The 16,527-nt window shown below is 70.4% G+C and carries 14 protein-coding genes; 7 read left to right on the forward strand and 7 right to left on the reverse strand.

All coding sequences use genetic code 11. From position 1 onward, the window contains the following. Window positions 1–186 precede the first annotated feature (186 nt). Window positions 187–390 (forward strand): PspC domain-containing protein, encoded by a 204-nt coding sequence (locus tag OG702_RS00360; protein ID WP_327286793.1) that lies wholly within the window; start codon window positions 187–189, stop codon window positions 388–390. A gap of 603 nt (window positions 391–993) precedes the next feature. Beyond that, window positions 994–2,226 (forward strand): PP2C family protein-serine/threonine phosphatase, encoded by a 1,233-nt coding sequence (locus OG702_RS00365; protein WP_327286794.1) that lies wholly within the window; start codon window positions 994–996, stop codon window positions 2,224–2,226. Window positions 2,227–2,455: 229 nt separating this feature from the next. Here the strand turns inward: OG702_RS00365 and OG702_RS00370 are convergent, their stop codons facing one another. After that, on the reverse strand, window positions 2,456–2,824 hold the full coding sequence (locus OG702_RS00370) for a hypothetical protein (protein ID WP_327286795.1): 369 nt from the start codon (window positions 2,822–2,824) through the stop codon (window positions 2,456–2,458). A gap of 589 nt (window positions 2,825–3,413) precedes the next feature. Between OG702_RS00370 and ku the strand changes: the two genes are divergently transcribed. Then, complete coding sequence (ku, locus tag OG702_RS00375; RefSeq protein ID WP_327286796.1) at window positions 3,414–4,346, forward strand: non-homologous end joining protein Ku; 933 nt, start codon at window positions 3,414–3,416, stop codon at window positions 4,344–4,346. Window positions 4,347–4,658: 312 nt separating this feature from the next. Here ku and OG702_RS00380 read toward each other — a convergent pair whose 3' ends face one another. Beyond that, complete coding sequence (locus tag OG702_RS00380) at window positions 4,659–4,919, reverse strand: hypothetical protein (RefSeq protein WP_327286797.1); 261 nt, start codon at window positions 4,917–4,919, stop codon at window positions 4,659–4,661. A 655-nt stretch (window positions 4,920–5,574) separates the two neighbouring features. Then, window positions 5,575–5,913 (reverse strand): thioredoxin family protein, encoded by a 339-nt coding sequence (locus OG702_RS00385; RefSeq protein WP_327286798.1) that lies wholly within the window; start codon window positions 5,911–5,913, stop codon window positions 5,575–5,577. Between the two features lie 221 nt (window positions 5,914–6,134). On the opposite strand from OG702_RS00385, the gene OG702_RS00390 reads away from it, so the two are divergent. Then, window positions 6,135–7,082 carry a hypothetical protein gene (locus OG702_RS00390; RefSeq protein WP_327286799.1) on the forward strand — a complete coding sequence of 316 codons (948 nt, stop codon included), beginning with the start codon at window positions 6,135–6,137 and terminating at the stop codon, window positions 7,080–7,082. Between the two features lie 323 nt (window positions 7,083–7,405). Here OG702_RS00390 and OG702_RS00395 read toward each other — a convergent pair whose 3' ends face one another. Then, window positions 7,406–11,107: a S8 family serine peptidase gene (locus tag OG702_RS00395; RefSeq protein WP_327286800.1), complete on the reverse strand. Its 3,702-nt coding sequence runs from the start codon at window positions 11,105–11,107 to the stop codon at window positions 7,406–7,408. A gap of 193 nt (window positions 11,108–11,300) precedes the next feature. On the opposite strand from OG702_RS00395, the gene OG702_RS00400 reads away from it, so the two are divergent. Both OG702_RS00400 and OG702_RS00405 read left to right on the forward strand, forming a co-directional pair. Further along, complete coding sequence (locus OG702_RS00400; protein ID WP_327286801.1) at window positions 11,301–11,618, forward strand: hypothetical protein; 318 nt, start codon at window positions 11,301–11,303, stop codon at window positions 11,616–11,618. A 1-nt stretch (window position 11,619) separates the two neighbouring features. After that, entirely contained in the window at window positions 11,620–11,760 is a 141-nt protein-coding gene (locus tag OG702_RS00405; protein WP_327286802.1) for a hypothetical protein, read from the forward strand. A 35-nt stretch (window positions 11,761–11,795) separates the two neighbouring features. Here OG702_RS00405 and OG702_RS00410 read toward each other — a convergent pair whose 3' ends face one another. Further along, entirely contained in the window at window positions 11,796–12,689 is an 894-nt protein-coding gene (locus tag OG702_RS00410) for a DUF1963 domain-containing protein (protein ID WP_327286803.1), read from the reverse strand. Between the two features lie 281 nt (window positions 12,690–12,970). On the opposite strand from OG702_RS00410, the gene OG702_RS00415 reads away from it, so the two are divergent. Continuing rightward, window positions 12,971–13,597: a YceI family protein gene (locus OG702_RS00415; protein ID WP_327286804.1), complete on the forward strand. Its 627-nt coding sequence runs from the start codon at window positions 12,971–12,973 to the stop codon at window positions 13,595–13,597. A 311-nt stretch (window positions 13,598–13,908) separates the two neighbouring features. Here the strand turns inward: OG702_RS00415 and OG702_RS00420 are convergent, their stop codons facing one another. Together OG702_RS00420 and OG702_RS00425 are read right to left on the reverse strand one after the other, a co-directional pair. Beyond that, window positions 13,909–14,436 carry a MarR family winged helix-turn-helix transcriptional regulator gene (locus OG702_RS00420; RefSeq protein WP_327286805.1) on the reverse strand — a complete coding sequence of 176 codons (528 nt, stop codon included), beginning with the start codon at window positions 14,434–14,436 and terminating at the stop codon, window positions 13,909–13,911. Window positions 14,437–14,840: 404 nt separating this feature from the next. Beyond that, window positions 14,841–16,169 (reverse strand): MFS transporter, encoded by a 1,329-nt coding sequence (locus OG702_RS00425; protein ID WP_442814264.1) that lies wholly within the window; start codon window positions 16,167–16,169, stop codon window positions 14,841–14,843. Window positions 16,170–16,527: the final 358 nt, after the last annotated feature.

Consider the following 16,527-nt stretch of genomic DNA (forward strand, 5'->3'; position numbering starts at 1 on the left):
TGGTCCACAACCTGCCGGACGCCCTGGCCGCACACGACCGCCCCACACCGACCCACCCCCCAGATCCACGCGATCCTACCGGAGCTCCAGCACAGCCCCCGCGGCCGCCGTGCCGCTGGTGAAGGTGCGCCTGCCCCAGGGCCAGGAGCATCGTGGGAGGTAGAGAACCTCATGAAGGAGTCTGAGATGAGTGCCTTGGTACGCCCCCGCGAGGGCCGTATGGTCGGCGGCGTGTGCGCCGCGCTCGCCAACCGGTTCGGCACCTCCGCGACGACAATGCGCATCATTTTCCTGGTGTCCTGCCTGCTGCCCGGGCCGCAGTTCGTGCTCTACATCGTGCTGTGGATCGTCCTCCCGGACGAGAACCGGACCGCGACGCCAGCCCATTAGCCCCGACACAACACGCCGCCCCCCTGCCGTGACAAGGGTCGCGCAGCCCACCCGCACAGGCGCGGGTCAACCGCGATCGAGAGACAGGCGAGCAGCCCGCCGACCGGCCCGATCCGGCTCCCAGAGGGAAACAGACCGAACGAACCGAACCGGCCCGGCGCAACCCAGTGCTGACCGAGGGACCACCCTTGGTGACCACCGAGCAGGCCCCCGTCACCCTGACGCGCGACGACACCGCCCCGCCCCACCGGCACCAGGCAGGCCCGCACCGTCCTCGAGCGCCTCGACACCGCGCCGCGCCAGGTCTGCCGCCCCGACCGGCCGCTGCGCGGCCGCGTGAGGCGCTGCCCGACCACCCGGCGATGCCCGCCGCGTTCACCCGTGACCCGCGCACCCCCGGCAGGACCGTGACCCAGGCCGCGCCGGGCGGGCCGGGAACCGCCGGGGGCCGCCGGCTCTCGCAGTCCGCGGTGGTGCCGGATGTTCTCGACGCCCGGCCGGAACGCATTCTGACATCTCCGGAGCAGCGGTGAGGAATCCCGGCCCCACCCCTGCCGATAAGGGACAATACGCGCAGGCCGAGCCCCTATCGAAAGGCACCTCGTGCGTCTCGCAACCGCCCGTGACAGCGCGGCGCGGAAGTTCGCCGTCACCCGGCAGAGAATTGCCCGCCACGTAGCCCCGGCATTCGGCGCGCGCGTCGCCTACCAGCCGAACGGCGACGTGCCCTCGATGGGCCGGGACGGCCCGCTGTTCGTCTCCATTGCGCTGATCACCATCATCCTCGTCCTCGGCCTGCTGCTGCGGCCCGACCAGCACCTGGCCTCGCTGCTCGTCGCGCCGCCCACCATCACGGCCGCCGCGTGCGGCATCCGGGACACCGCGATCGTGGCCACGGCGTCCGTCGGCTTCGCCCTCCTGCTCGACGCCGTCGACGGGAGCTGGGGCACGGCGATCCCCGCCATCCACGTCGTCTCGATCCTCTTCGTCACCGGCTTCGTGATCGCCCTGCGCAGGATCCGGGAACGCAACATCGGAGAACTGCTCGAGATCCGCGCCGTCTCCGACGCCGTACAGCGAGTACTGATGCGGCCACTGCCGGAACGCGTCGGCGCGTTGCGGATCGCCTCCGTCTACCACTCCTCACAACCCTGGGCCCAGGTAGGAGGCGACCTGTACGCCGCGATCCGCACGAAAACCGGCCTGCGCTGCGTCATCGGAGACGTCCGCGGAAAAGGCCTCCCCGCCGTCGACGACGCCGTCACCCTGCTCGGCGGATTCCGCGAAGCCGCCCCCAGGGCCGCCGGCCTGCCAGAACTCGCCGCCTACCTCGAAGAAAGCATAGAGAACCACTTCCAAGACATCGAACAAACAGACGAAACCGCCGGAGAACGATTCGTCACCGCACTCTTCCTGGAAATCTCCAACGACTTCGAAACCGTAAAATCAGTCAACTGCGGCCACTACCCGCCACTCCTGGTCGGCGGCCCGAAAAGAAAAGCAGAAAACGACGTACGGAACCCGCCCCACCACTCCCCACCACTCGGCCTCAACAGCCGCAACAGCTCCGACTACCACATCGAACAACTCCACCTCGGCATCGGAGAGACCCTCCTCCTCTACACCGACGGCGTAACCGAAGCACGAAACCCCACCGGCACCTTCTACAACCTCATCGACCGAACCAGCCAATGGACCCACACCACACCCCAACGCCTCCTCCAACACATCCTCAACGACCTCCACCACCACACCAACAACCAACTCAACGACGACATCGCCATAATCGCCATCACACGCGAACCCACACCGCCAAACAACACCCACACAACATAAACACCACACCCAAACAGAACACCCACCGAGCGCACCGGCACGACCGGCCGACTCCCGATCCAGAAACACCGCCCGGCCCCAGGCCCACCCCGAACACCAGGCCCCACAACCGGCCACCCGCACTACACCACCGACTGACAAGGAACCAGGCGGTCAGCCCGAACCGCACCCCCACCCCAAACCCGACAGCACCCGAGACGTCAACGCCACCCGCTGCCTGCCAACAGGCTCACAGGCAGTCGCAGTTCGTCCCATACAGAAGGAACCACACGACGAGCACGACGAGAACGGTCACCAGGGTCAGACCCACCCGGCGAACCCGAAACGGCCCCGGATGCCGCAACTGCGTGAACACCACAACGGCACCCGGGAACAGCACCACGACAGCCCCCGAGGTGAGCGCGGCGCTCCGCTGCCACGCCCAGTAGAACCCCGCCCCGACTCCGATCAGGAACAGACAACTCACGATCTGCACAACGACCTCGCCGACAGACTCCACGACGAACTCCCCGATCCACGACCGGGGCGCACGCAGGCCGCTCTCCTTCCGGCTCCGCGCAGCCGGCCGAGCTGTACCTTCGGCCGGTTCGTCGTCCACCCCGCCGCCCATCCGCCCCCCGGGTGCCCATGGCTCCTGCTGCAGTGAACCTGATCCTGGAGGCGCGGCGCGCCCCGGGACGGAGTCTCGGGCAATCCGACGACACCCCCCGCCCCCGAGCACTTGAAAGTCCCGCAACACCTGACAGGAATTCGCCCGCACAGCCGCGCCTACGAGACCGGAACCGCCCCCGCAGCCCACTGTCGACTCCAGGTAGCACGAGACGACAGCGTTCACCGTCCCCCAGCCCCGCAGATCCGACCACACGCTCCCCTGAGCACCAGCACACCGAACCGAACCCGATCACCCACAGCCACCGGCTCAAGAACGTCCGAAACACACCCCACCAGCCCAGCAAAGGCCTCAGCCTCACGGCGCAAGGTCCACATGACAAGCAGGACAGCGATACCGCCCACGTAACGCCACCTGCCACATCCACACCCGCCACCAACCACCAAGACCGACTCCCAGGCGAGAATGATCAACCCCCGCCGCGACCGGTCACCCATCCGGTGACCCCGGGCTGCACGAACCCCCGGGGAGTCCTAGCCTGCGGGCAGGGGGCTGCTGCCTGCGGGAAGGACCGGTCGTGCCGGCGATCTGGAGCGGGACCCTGACCTTTGGCCTGGTCGCGATACCCGTGCGTGTCGAGCCGGCCGTCCACTCGCACAAGATCGGCTTCCGGCAGATCCACCGGGAAGACCAGGGGCGAGTCCGGAACCGGAAGGTGTGCGAGCTGGAACTGGACACGGAGGACGGACCGCACCCGCTGGAACCCGGCGACATCGGCCGTGCCTACGAGGCTGCCGATGGGACGCTGGTGCCGGTCTCCGACCAGGAACTGGACGACCTGCCGCTGCCGACCGCGAAGACCGTCGAGATCAGCGGCTTCGCCGACCTGGCCACCATCCCAGGCGAGCAGTTCGGCACCCCGTACTTCCTTGCCCCCGCGAGCCCGGCCGCGAACAAGCCCTACGTCCTGATGCGCGAAGCCCTCGCCCGCGCCGGCAAGGGCGCCGTCGGCAAAATGGCCTTCCGCGGCTCCGGCGAGACCCTGGCCGTCATCCACCCCCAGGGCGACGTCCTGGTCCTGCACCGCCTGCACTGGCCCGACGAACTGCGCGCCGCCGATGACGCCGCGCCCCGCGGCGACGTCGACGTGACCGACGACGAGCTCCAGGCCGCCTTGGATTACATCGGAGTCCTCGGCGACATCGACATGGCGCAGATGCACGACGACTACGCCGCCGCGGTCCGCGCGCTGATCGACGCCAAGACCGGACACGGCGCCCCGTCCCAGCCGTCCCGACCCGAGCGTGAGGACGCCGGGGTCACCGATCTGATGACCGCCCTGCAGCGCGCCACCGAACAGGCCCGGGCCGACCGCGGCGAAGACGCCGACGTCCACCCCATCGGCGGCGAGCGCAAACCGGCCAAGAAGACCGCCGGCAAGCGCACCACGAAGAAGACGCCGGCCAAGAAGACCGCCACGAAGAAGACCGCACGCAAACGGGCCGGTTGATCGCCTCGCATCAGAGCGGCGATAGGTCCTCGATAGACTTGCGAATGAAACGCGGATGCTACCTGCGCCTTCTGGTGGACGTTATTGAGCGCGATCCGATAACCACGGACATTACGACGGCCGCGCAGACGAATTGCTGCCAGAAGACCCACGAGGCCTGCCAGATGAGAGTCATGACCAGCACGACCGCCAGTGCCAGAACGAACCAGATGGCGAACCTGGCTATACGGTGTAGTTCGATCGAAACTCTCCTCTCGGACAGTTGGTGCTTCGCGGCGCCAGGGAGCACGGCCGCATCTGCGCCCCGCGCGGTCAGAGTATCGCCACGATTTCCCGCGCAGTCGACACAACAGAGAGCACCGCCAGGATCAGCGCGAAGGTCCATACGATGTTGTAACCGTCGTACGGCACAGGGGTGGGGCCGGCTCCCCGCCTCAGCCGGTCACGCGCCGAGGTTCGCATTCCTCCGGCATCGAAGAGGAACGAGCAGCTCACAGCGGCAATGAGGATGCTGATGAGGATGAGGCCGACCGAACCGCCGATACCGTCGCCGACTTCCGTGGCGCGGAACATCAGCGCGGCCCGCCACTGCCGGCGCCGCTTAGGTGCGTCCCTGCGAGGATGCAGCCGCCACAGCCGAGGGCGAACACGCAGACCGCCGGATCTGACCACCGTGACATACGGCCGCCCACGAAGAAGCACACGAGGTCTGGGTCCGAGTTATTCATTGTCTTCCTCTACGCGTGCGGTCCCAAAGCAGAACGGCAGCCAGCCCTATGACGGCCACGATGAAAATCACGCCCGGATGGTGGCCAGGGAGCGTACGGGCTAGATACAGGTGATCCATATTTCTCCCTTGTGACGGAGAACCGACCGCAGCCGGGACGCCCCAACTGCTGCCGCTGCCATGATGCCGACAACAAGTCCGCGCAGCCGCTTGCGGTCAACGTTCCCGCAGCTACCCCGTACCGCGGACGTGCGCGGTCAGCGACAGCCGGATCCGCATCAGCATCATCCACCTCGGACGCCTGCCCGGAATCAGTCAGCATGTGCCTCCTCCCCAGCGGAGGCCCGTCGCCGTGGCCCGGATCGAAGCGTCTGCTTGCGGCGGCGAATCGTCCCTGACCGCCACCATCATCGCCGCCTGGCCGAGGGCACGGGGGCACGGGGGCACGGGGGCACGGCTGAGGCTGCGGGGCGAAATCCTCGCCCACCCGGTTGCGGCCTCTCACAGGTGGACGTCCAGGAACTCCCTCAGCGCGGTCGACGACATCGGACCGCTCTCGGACGCCGTCGCCTCGCCCTGGCCGATCAGCACCAAGGTGGGTGCTCCGGTGACGCCGTACCGCCGTACGGGGCCGGGGCACCTCGCGATGTCGGCCCGCACGACGACCAGCCGGCCCCGGTAAGCGTCGGCGACCTCGCGCACCAGAGGATCCATCGCCCTGCAGGCTGCCACCGCCTTCGGCCACACCCCGAAGAAATACGCAAGCACCGGAAGACCCGCCCTCGCCAGAACGAACTCGAACTCGGCGTCCTCCTGCGGTTGATGGACCCTGCTCACCATCGACACTCCCTGACGTTCCACTCGATGCGAGGCCCCCACAGCCGGTCGATTTCCCCGGGCCCAACTCGACTGCAGGTAGCGGTTGTTGCCGGACCCGAGGAGCACCCGACGGCCTCTCTGGGGCATTGAACCGATCGGAGTGCGCCCACGTATCAGAGCACGGACGCGATGTCCCCACTCGGTCTGATACGCCGCCTTGGTGGCGAGACAGGAGCTCTATCGTGTCACCCGACATACACGACGCCAGAACGCTCGAGCCGCGGCGGATGCGTCGCCGTATTCTGGCCTGCGCGATCGCAGTGATCACCGGCTCCGGAGCGCTGCTGGCCACCGGATCGAACGCCGACGCGGCCACGGCCGGCATCGTCTTCTCCCCCGACGTGATCAGCGGCGGGCAGTCCTCGACCGCCACGGTCGCCCTCGCCGCCGTCTCCTCCAGCCCGACGGTGCTGAGCCTGGAGAACTTCGCCCCAGGCATCCTGCATATTCCCGCCACCGTCACCGTCCCGGCCGGATCGCTCAACACCACGTTCCCGCTCACCGCGGGCCCGCTCACCAGCGGCGCGGGCGAGATGTGCGTGGAAGCCGAACCCGGCGACCTGGTCGGCTGCCTCTTCGTCAACGTTGTCGGCGGCCCCACCCTCAACGAGGTCACCTTCGCGAATTCCCCGGTTCCGGGCGCGGACACCGACACCGGACAGGTGTCCTTCACCGACCCCACCCCCGGTGCAACCGTCACGCTGAGCAGTTCCAACCCCTCCGCCGCCGCTGTGCCCGCCACCGTCACCCTCCCCGACGGCGCGCGCACGGCGACGTTCACCGCGACCACCGGCACGGTCACCACGGCGACGAGCGTGACCGTCACCGCGACCTCCGGTGCCGTGAGCCAGCACATCACCCTGATCGTCACCCCACGGCCAGGAGCGGCGGGCTCCGACGTCGTGCACATCACCAAGGCCCGGTGGAACAAGGGCATCGAGACCATCGAAGCCGCCAGCACCAACTCCCGAGCGACCCTCTACCTCGGCGATGACCCCACCAGCCAGTCCACACTGACCAACCAAGGAAACGGCACCTTCAAGACCCAATTCGCCCAGGTCAACAGGCCCACCCAGATCGCCGTCTTCAGCAGCTTCGGCGGCAACGCCACCGCCACCGTCACCCAGTAGGGCGACCCGAGCCGGATCAGCGGCGGGGTAGGCACAGCACGCGGGGTGCCGGTTGCAAGGAGACCAGGGTGCTCCCGCTGGCCACGGCGAGGATCAGCTTCGTGCGCGCCGACCAGCGGGGCATCCGCTCCTTCCGCAGGAAGACGCAGTACACGGGGCCTCTCCGGGCCTCTGCGCATCCATCTGCGCAGAGGCCCTTGGTGTCTCAAGAGCAGGCCGAGCCGGTGCTGATCCCTCCCAGAACCGCTCTGCGGATCGCCGCCCAGCCGTCGACCCGCCACCGGTTGCCGGCCCGCGGGGGGTGCGGGCCGGCCGGTGGGATGTCAGCGGAGGCCGAAGGCCCGGGTGATCGTCTGGGTGACGCGGTCGCCCGAGGCGTCCCGGGCTGCCACCCGGAGGGTGGCGAAGGCGGCCGACTTCGGTGCGTGCAGCGAGGTCCGCCAGGCGTCACCGTGGCGGTCCAGGGCGACGTGCTGCCAGGTTGCCCCGTCGTCGTAGGAGATGTCGACGGACGGTTTGGTGACCGCCGCTGTCACTCCCGGCAGTTGGGAAGGGGTGATGGTGAGCGCGGCGTGCCGGTCCGCGCGGCCCGCGGTGTCGGTGGCCACACCGTAGTCGAGCTGGATCAGCGGCAGGGCCGCCGAGGAGTCGGCGCCGGTAGCGGCTGAGGTGAAGTCCCATTCGGTCAGGGTGTGGGTCGAGTACGGGTCGGTCCACGCCGCGCGGTCGTTGTCGACCACCAGCCGGTACGGCAGGCTGTCCGCCGCGAGCCCGGGGACCTGGAGCCACTCGGCGTTGCCCCAGTCGAGCTGGGTGTCGCCCTGGTAGAGCGACACCCAGTCCTTGACGTCGAAGTTGCCGCCGGCGTCGCCGACGTGCCCGGAGCCGGAGTCCCCCCAGCCGGGCGCGGTGATGTACATCGTGTCCAGGTACCGCACCGGCTGGTAGCCGGCCGGGCCCATGCGGGGCCGCTGGATCGGCCCGAACCAGCTGACCTTCGCGGGCTTGCCCGCCGTGTAGTGGAGGGTGTCGATGGAGTGCTGCCCGGTCTCACCGGCGATGAAGGCGTTGTCCACCCAGTCGACGCCGGAGGTGACCCAGTCGGTCCGCTCGCCCTGGGCGGGGGCGGTCAGCTGGTTGCCGTCCACCCATCCGTGCCATACGTCGTTGCGGTACTCCATCGCCTTGCCCTGCCGGTAGTTCCGGAAGGAGACGTCCACCCTGGCCAGGCTGCCGGGGGTCTCGCGCCAGGTCGGGTCGGCCGGGACGTCGCCGGTCCAGTGGCGGACCACGTCGTAGAGGTAGTCGGTGGTGGGGTGCGAGGCGACACTCAGCGTGCGGTCACCGCGTCCGATAGCGGCGATCAGTTCCGCGCCCTGGTCGGCGTTGAGGGTGGCCACCGTGACGGGCGCCGCGCTCTGCGGACTCCACGGGTTCTCCTCCCAGGGGTCCATCCGGCCGACCCCGTTGTTGACCACGACGAGCAGTTCGGCGCCGGCCGCGGCCGCGGCCTCCGCCTGGGGCCCGATGTCCGAGACGTTGTCGGCACGCACCACCACGGCCTTGCCGCGTACGTCGTGGCGGGCCGCCAAATCCGCACCGTCCCCTGCGTAGACGGCAGTCAGCTTCCTGTTGCCGGTGGGCAGCGGCACCGCCGCGCGCTTGACCAGGGGATCGGCGTACCCGTGCGACCCGCTGGCCAGGGTGAGTGCCGGCTCCTCCATCCGGAACCGCGCGCCGAACTCGAAAGTGCCCTCGGTGACCTTCTTGCCCGTGGGCAGCGCCCAGATGCTGTCGTACGACTCGTTGGGAAGCATGGTCGTCTCGACGAGGCTGTCCGGGTAGGACCGCAGCACCTCAAGGCGGGGGGCGACGGCGGTGGTCTGCCCGGGTACCCGGGCCGCGATCTGACGGGCCTTTCGGGCGTCGAGTGTGACGGTGCGGTCCTGGTCGAGGGAGACGTCGTTGAAGCTGAGCAGAGCCATGCCCAGCGAGTGGGGCCCGTTCGCGCCCTGGACGTTGGAGATGAGCCAGCCGCTGTAGCTGCCGACGGGCATGCGTGCCGCACCCGTACCCGACGCGTCCAGGTCCAGCGAGGTCCACTGGTTCGCCGCGGCCAGCACGACCGTGCCCGAAAGCGGCTTGCCCGAGCGGTCCTTCGCCGTGATGGTCAGGTTCTGCCGCCGTCCCTCCTGGGAACCGCCGATCAGCGTACGGGCACGGACCGTGCCGCCGGAGTCGGTACCGACGACCATGCCGCTGACCGGCTGGTCGGCCGCCAGGAGGTCCAGGTGCGTGGTCAGCTCGACCGAGGCCGTGCTGTGCGCCGGGATGCTGACATGGCTGGCGGAGAGGCTGAACAGCCCGGCCGGTGCGGCTGCCGCGTCGACCGCCAGGTCCAGATCGGCCGGCGCGTCCCCGGTGTTGGTGTACGTCACCTTGCGGACGTCCGTGCCGCCCGGGGTGGCAGGCCAGGTGTGGAAGCCGGCGAAGGCGCTCGCGGTGGCGAAGAGGGTGGTGTGCACCGCTGCCAGGGCGTCCACCCGGCCGGCGCCCGCCTCGTACGGGGTGTAGGCCGGAGTGGCCTGGGCACTGCTGACCAGGGCCTCCTTCAGCTGCGGGCCGGTCCAGTCGGGGTGGGCCGCGGCGAGGAGTGCGGCCGTACCGGCGACGTGCGGTGTCGCCATCGAGGTGCCGCTCATCGTGGTGTAGTAACCCGAGCCGCGGGTGTAGGACGAGCGTGCCGCGACGATGTCGACTCCCGGGGCGGTGATCTCGGGCTTCAGCCCGTCGTCACCCAGCCGCGGTCCCTGGCTGGAGAAGTCGGCGAGCTGGTCCGAGGAGTCGACCGCGCCGACGGTCAGGGCGGCGTCCGCCGCACCGGGACTGCCGATCGAGTGCGGGCCGCCGTTGCCGGCCGCGATGACGAACAGCGCGCCGGTGTCGCGGCTGAGCTGGTCGACCGCCTGGCTCATCGGGTCGTCGGCGTCGCCTCCGCCGCCCAGGCTCATGCTGATGACCTTGGCCCGCTCGTCCTGCGCGGCCCACTGCATGCCCGCGATGATCCAGGACTCCTGCCCGCTGCCGTCGGAGTCGAGCACCTTCCCGACCTCCAGCTGGGCGCTCGGGGCGACCCCGCGCTCCTTGCCGTCGGAGGCGCTGCCGGTGCCGGCGATCGTCGAGGCGACGTGCGTTCCGTGGCCGTTCCAGTCGGTGGTGTCCGGCTCGCTGGGGACGAAGCTGCTGGTATCCCCCACCTGGCCTACAAGGTCGGGGTGCTCGGCGTCGATTCCGGTGTCCAGCACAGCGACCTTCACTCCGGCGCCGGTGTCACCCTGCGCCCAGACCTGCGGTGCGCCGATCTGCGCGGTGGAGTCGGCGAGGTCCGCCGTCACCCGGCCGTCGAGCCAGACCTTGGCGACGCCGCCTGCCAGTGCCGGGTGCGCCGACCGGGCGGTGGAGGCCGCGGCACCTCCGGTGAGCGCGGACCAGAACGCCGGGGCCTGTGCGCGGTTCTGCGCGAGCGCCGCGCCCTGGACGCTGTCCAGCCGGCGTACGACCGAGGAACCGGCCACCTTCGGCTGTGTCCTGGCACGTCCGGCGGCATTGGTGTAGCGGACGATGAGCGGCAACTGCGCGGAGTGCGCGTCGTCGTAGCCGTCCGCGATCAGCCGGGTGACGTTGAACAGCTGCTTGTCCAGCGTGCCGGCGGCGACGTACGGCAGGGCGGCGTCGGGGTAGACGTAGGTCGCGCCGTCGACGACGGCGCGGTGGTATCCGGTGGAGGCACCCTTCGGGCTCTCGAAGGAGTTGACGGGGCTGCCGTCGGCGGCGGTGCCCATCGTGACCTTGTCGCCGGTGATCAGCGTGACGGTGTGCGAGGCGCCACCCGGCAGTTGGGGCGCGGCGGCGGCCGCCGCCGGAGCCGCGGGCACCGCGGCGGTTGCCGGCAGGAGGCCGACGGCCAGGGCGGCGACCGCGGCGAGCACGATGGGCCCAGGTCGGGGTACGGGAACGATTGCCAAGGAGACTCCCCATGCAGTGGAAGAGCGGAAGACCTTCCGGATCATGGGGTCGCCCAGAGTGCCGAACAATAGGTTCGGGCTGGCACCGTCGTGCCATGACCGTGATGTGCCACGGCACAGTTGCCCCGCGCCGGGACGGACCGTCACGAATCCCTGTTGCCGCGTCCACCGGGTGATCCGCCATACTCCAGGGGTGACTGCACCGGTCGGCCCCGTGATCCTCTTCGACGACGAGTCTCACATGTACGTCCTCAGAGATCAGGCGTTCGCCGAGGCATGGTGGGAGATGCCCGACGAGTACACCCGTGGATTCGACGCGCTGGCCAGACCACTACGCATGACCGGCGGACCCCACGAAGCCCGCCTCGGACTGACCGGTGAGGAGCCGGACGAGGCAGAACTCCGCCGCCTGGTTGCCGGCCACTATCAGCGCTATCTCCGCGGGCAGGTCCCACCCGAAGGAACTGCCCTTCCGGAGTTCCTGGCAGCCCTGCCGCGCGAAGGCATGTGAAGTGAGCGGCAGCGCCCGCCCCATCTGGTCGGCGGTCGAGCGCGACGCCGGCGCCGCCGACCTCGGCCGGATCACCCAGGTCGTGCGACGCAAGCCCAGGATGCCGCAGTGCCGCCCCGCAGTGAGCGACGCTGCCTCATGAGCACCGGTACGACCTTCTGACGGATGCTGCGCGGGTCACGAACTGTCTGAGCGGTAGGCGAAGGGCCTGCCGGGGCAACTGGTGCATTCGAACAGGTAGATGCCGCCCATGTCGCCGAGCGTGAGCCCAGGGGGGCATTGGATCTCGGTGCGTTGTTCGTAGGGGAGGTCCCAGATGGTTCCCGTGGCCGGCGTGTCCTCGATGGGCAGCCACGTGCGCCAACTCTCGCCGCCGAACTCCGCACTGTTGATCGTCAGGAGATGCTCCATGTGCACGTTGCATATAGGGCAGGTCGGCCAGTCGGGCTCTTGCGTCCACGTCGGGTACCCGCCGACCTTGACGCCGTCCGACACGGAGAGGTGATACCAGTAGGACCAGCCGGTTTCCTCCTTCAGCTGTTCGAACCTGGCTTCGAGCGCGTCGGCGACCTCGTCCGGGAGGTCCCAGTTCGGGTAGTCGGTGACGCGCTCAGGGTGCAGGACGCAGGGGGCCGGGAGGTAGTCGTCGTGAGGGCCGGCCGGGCGGGGTGGATCGGCCGGCCGCAGGTCGCTCAGGGAGCTGTCCCGCCAGTGGATCTCGGGGCGGGGAACGTAGCCGTCCTCGTGGTCGAAAGGGCACCAGAGCACCTGCAGGAGATCGGTGCCGCCGGGAAAGGCCAGGTCGGGCACGTCGGTCGCGAAGAGCTGGAGGACCGGGACGAGCGGGATCGGTCCCTGCGCGGGAGGGGAGAACGCCGTGCGCGGGTGGTCGTCCTCGCAGTGCGGCCAGGGCTCCGGGAGCGGCCAGAGCATGGGTCCGCCGAGCGAGCTCTGCCGTGCGCTCGGATCGCCGAGGCGCGGATGCAGGCGGACGGCCGTCTTCCGGTAGTCGGCCACTTCCGGGCACAGCGCCTCGACATCGATCGGTCGTGGCGGGGTGGTACGAGCCATCGGAGGTGCTCCTCACAGACCAAGACGTTGGCTTGGCCACGACCGAGGCCGCGGTGGGCTGAGAGTAGCCGCAGGATCCGTCGGATCCGCCCGCAGGCCCCGTTCCGGGAGGAGGTCGGCGCGCGCGAGGGCTGATGGTGGGGGCGGCCCGGCGCACCGGTCGCGAGCAGAACCGTCCGGCGCGGGTGACGGGTGTCACATGAATCGGACATTGGCGAAGGAATGGGACCAATGGGTATCTGGTTGAACCCTAAACCAACCCCGTATCGAAGGATCACGTCATGGGCCTGTTCAACCGCAAGACCGAGACCACCGCACCTGTCACCGCACCCAGTGCCGCTGCCGCCACGGCCGTCGCCGACCCCGAGCTGGCGCGCCTGACCGGTGACTACGTCATCGACACCGCGCACAGCGAGATCGGCTTTTCGGCGCGGCACGCGATGGTGACGACGATCCGCGGTCGCTTCGCCGACTACGAGGGCACCCTGCACCTCGACGGCGCCGACCCGGCCGCCTCCACCGCAGCCCTCACCATCAAGGTCGCCAGCATCGACACCGCACTGGGTGCGCGCGACGAGCACCTGCGCAACGGCGACTTCTTCGCCGCCGACGAGTTCCCCGAGATCACCTTCCGCAGCACCAGCGCGGAGCAGATCGACGCCGAGACCTACCGGATGCACGGCGGCCTCACCGTCAAGGGGATCACCCAGCCCGTCTCGATCGACCTGACGCTCAACGGCCAGGTCACCGACCCGTATGGCGCCGTCCGCGTCGGCTTCGACGGTTCCGCGACCGTCAGCCGCGGTGACTGGGGTCTGACCTACAACGCGGCCCTCGAAGGCGGTGGCGTCCTGATCAGCGACAAGGTCAAGCTCACCTTCGACATCTCCGCGGTCAAGCAGGTCTGATCCGGCCGCACGCGAGTAGACCGGCCCGGGCGGCGGCGCGTTCCCGCGCTCCCGCCCGGCCGCGTGCTGCCGCCGCCCGGACCGGCGCGGGCCGCCCCTCGCCAGGTGCGAACGCGGAGCACCCGCCGGCCGGTGACGGCCCGTCGCGTCCCAGCACCATCGGACCCGTGCCCGTCGGCGCCGGGGGACGCCGCCGACCGGCGCGAGCGTTTGGCAGGGAGTGGCAGGAGCGCGGTCACCAGGGCTCCCGCCGCCGGGGTCATCCCGACCCACCATCCTGGAACGCCGACTGACATCGAACGCCGGGGCCACTACTGCTCGGCGACAGGGGGGCGGCGCCTGCGCGGGGTGGCCGAGCGGGGCGGCTGGGCGCGCACGCGGGTCATGACGTCGCCGAGGCGGTGCAGGTCGTCGCCGGCCATGGGGTCGAGGAGCAGGCGGCGGACGACCTCGACATGGCCGGGCAGGACGGCTTCGACGAGTGCCCGGCCGTCGTCGGTGACGGTGACGAGGGTGGCCCGGTCGTCGTCAGGGCTGGGGTCGCGGGTGATGAGGCCCGCCTTTTCCAGCAGCCCCGCCTGATAGGTGAGGCCGCTGCGGCTGTAGACGACGCCGTCGGCCAGTTCCGTCATGGTCAGCGGACCGTCCCCGTGGGCCGGGCGGGCCAGCAGCTGGAACTGCACGTAGCTGATCCCGCCCGTGGCGCGGAGCTGCTGCTCGACCTGGTGCTGGAGCAGACTGACAGCTTCCATGAGGACGAAGCAGGTGCCCAGTTCCGCCGGATCGAGCGGCCGGACGCTCGGCCCTCCGGCGCCGGTGGGGGGCTGGCTGTCGGTCATTCCCGCACGCTACATGGTGCGAATTCGTATCACTGTGAGCTTCCCCACCGCCCCGCTACGACGTGGCCGGGGTCGTCTCCGAGGTCGGCGAGGATGTGCGCGGCTGGCCTGTCGGGGACGCGGCCTGGCAGGCGCCGTTCGAGCACGCCGGGGTCACGGCCGGGCAGAGCGTCCTCATCGACGGCGGAGGCGGCGCGGTCGGCGGTTACGCCGTCCAGCTGGCCAAGCAGGAGGGCGCCACGGTGACGACGAGCGCCGCCCCGCGCAGCCACGACCGCCTCCGCTCGTACGGCGCCGACCGGATCGTCGACTACACCGCGGGCCCGCTCGCACAGGCCGTCGCCGGGCAGCACTCGCCCGGGCACGGTCGACCTGCGCCCTCGCCCTCCGGGGCCGGGACCTGGTCACGCCGCCGGCGCCTCCGCGCTCTCCCGGAGGCCCGCCGGCGCCGCGGCCTGCGGGACGGCGCGGTCGTCGTAGCGCATCAGCGCGGGCAGGGACGCGGCCAGCAGCCCTACCGCCGCCACACATGCGACACCGCCTGACCACACCGAGGCGCGGGCCGAGCTGAGGGCGGCCACGGCGCCGGAGCGGACCTGGCCGAGCTGCGGGCCCACCGAGTACGAGAGCAGTTCGATGCCCGCGAGGCGTCCGCGCAGGGCGTCCGGGATGGTCTGGTTCCACATGGTGCTGCGGCCGATCCCGCTGACCATGTCGAGCCCGCCCGCCGCGGCCAGGCACAGCAGCACCAGCCACACGTTGCCGGTCAACCCCGTACAGGCCATCGCCGCACCCCATCCGGCCGCCGCGAGCACCACCATCAGCCCGTGCCGGTGCACCCGCACCGCCCAGCCGCTGGTGAGGCTGACCAGCAGTGAACCCACCGACCCCGCCGCGTACATCAGGCCGAGCGACCAGCGGGCGTGCAGGTCGTCGGCGAGGAAGGGGAAGATCGCCGCCGGGTACGCGAAGAACATCGCGGCCAGGTCGATCGCGTAGGTGCCCAGCAGCTCCTTGCGGCTCCAGGCGTAGCGCGCGCCCTCGGCGATGCCGCGCAGCGAGGGCTTTGCGGCGTCGTGGGCGGCGGGCGAGCGGGCCAGGCCGAGGCCGAGGCAGACCGAGACCGCGAAGGTCACGGTGTCGGCGCCGTACGCCCAGCCCGGCCCCGCCCAGGCGATCACCAGGCCGGCGAGCGCGGGGCCCGCGATGGCGCCGACCTGGGAGCGCAACGCGTTGAGCGACGCGGCCGCGGCGAGCTGGTCGCGCGGCACGATCCGCTGCACGATCGCGTCGAGGGCGGGGCGCCGCAGCCCCGTCAGCGCGCTGGACAGTGCCGCCACCACGTACAGCAACCACACCGCGGGGTGCGGCAGCAAGGTGTTGGCCAGCAGGGCGGCGGCCAGCAGGCCCTGCGCGGCCTCGGTGGCGTTGATCAGCAGCTTGCGGTCCATGGCGTCGGCGAGCGCTCCGCCGTACAGCCCGAAGACGATCAGCGGCACCAGCTCCACCGCGCCGATCGCCCCGACCGCGGCGGCCGAACCGGTGAGCTGCTTGAGCTGCACTGGCAGGGCCACCAGGGTCAGGAAGCTGCCGAAGGTCGTGATCACCCCGGCCATCCACATCAGGCGGAAGTCGCGCGAGGTGCGCCAGGGGGTCAGGTCGGGCAGCAGCCTGCGCGGCCGCCCGGAGGGCGGAGCGGGGGTGGGGCCGGGGCCGGGGGAATCGTCCGTCACGTGGATGCATGGTCCCGGACCTGCGCGGGCGGGACAAAGTGTTTTCCGCGACGCCGACACCCGACCACCGTCCACGCCCCGGCGGCAAGCGGTTCCCGTACGGCGGGGGCGGATCCCCCGCGGTCACCCCGCGGTCTGACCCCGGCGCTGGGGATACGCGTCGGCCTGAACCCGATCCGCTCCGCAGTCGCCGGCGGCACCGGTCATCCGGTCCTGTGCGGCGGTGCTGAACGCGGTGACCGGGTCGCGCATCGCATTGTCCCGGGGACGAAAGGCGAGTTCCGCGGTGGTCCTGAGGCGTTCCGGCACCGTGCGGCAGGAGCAACTGCTGTCGGGCCGGCGAGGTGTTCCCTGGTGT

Source organism: Streptomyces sp. NBC_01198 (genome assembly GCF_036010485.1).
GTDB lineage: Bacteria > Actinomycetota > Actinomycetes > Streptomycetales > Streptomycetaceae > Actinacidiphila.